Source organism: Heliobacterium chlorum, assembly GCF_014502795.1.
Lineage (GTDB): Bacteria > Bacillota > Desulfitobacteriia > Heliobacteriales > Heliobacteriaceae > Heliobacterium > Heliobacterium chlorum.
Map to the genome: position 1 here is coordinate 1 of NZ_JACVHF010000115.1, position 895 is coordinate 895.

Annotated in this window: 2 protein-coding genes; both read left to right on the plus strand. The window is 47.3% G+C overall.

Annotation, left to right across the window (positions count from 1 at the left end; genetic code table 11):
* The coding region (locus H1S01_RS20445; RefSeq protein ID WP_243237464.1) for a phage holin family protein at positions 1 to 268 on the plus strand (268 nt) is incomplete at its 5' end.
* A gap of 82 nt (positions 269 to 350) precedes the next feature.
* The coding region (locus H1S01_RS20450; RefSeq protein ID WP_188042175.1) for a helix-turn-helix domain-containing protein at positions 351 to 895 on the plus strand (545 nt) is incomplete at its 3' end.

The window sequence follows — 895 nt, forward strand, 5'->3', positions numbered from 1 at the left end:
AGGCAACTTTGAAAAAAGTGAGGAGGTGATGGAGTTGTTTGAGTCCAGTGTGATTGTGGCTGTACTGATCGCCGCAGGACAATTTGCCAAGATGTATGTGGACAGCAAGTACGTTCCCTTGGTAACCATGGCTCTTGGAATTATTGCAGGAGCGTTTTATATGCCGTCAGATACGCTCTCGGCAGGGATTTTCAATGGGATTATCGTCGGACTTTCCGCAAACGGTCTGTTCGATATGACCAAAATCCTACACGAAAAAGCTGAATAAGTTTCAATTGCCCACTGGCTGTAATAGGCCGGTGGGCGCTTCTCTCGTTTATGGCCTAGAACGAAAGGAAGGAGTAAATTGGATGTCTGAAAAGATGCTAACGGTGGAAGTGGAACGGTCATTTAATGTCATCGACAAACAATGGGGCAGCGATATCTACGTCAAAATGTACCGTTCTGCGGTTACCAGCGGACTCCTCGGTAAACTGGGTCCTGAGTTATGGTCGGTACTTTGCGTAATAGCCAGTTATATGGACGAGGACGGCAAATGCTTTCCCTCGCAAGAAGCGATCGCGAAAGGACTGGGCTGTTCCCGGCAAACCGCGAATAAGTGGATCAATTCGTTGCTTGAATTTCGTTGGCAAGGCAATCCGATTATTGAACGGATGAAAAATCATCAACGGAACGGCCTCTCTTGCTACACCATACTCCCGCTATCCCAACTGGCTATCTTTGACGGGGATGTTCAGCCTTTGTTTGATGTCAACGAAGACGACGCCAAGAAATGCGACGTCAAGCAAAAAGGCAGGTCGATGTCAAAGACCGTGACGTCCGATGTCAAAGAGCTCGACGTCGCGATGTCAAACACCTTTGACACTAACTATAACCATAGTAACAAGAACCATAA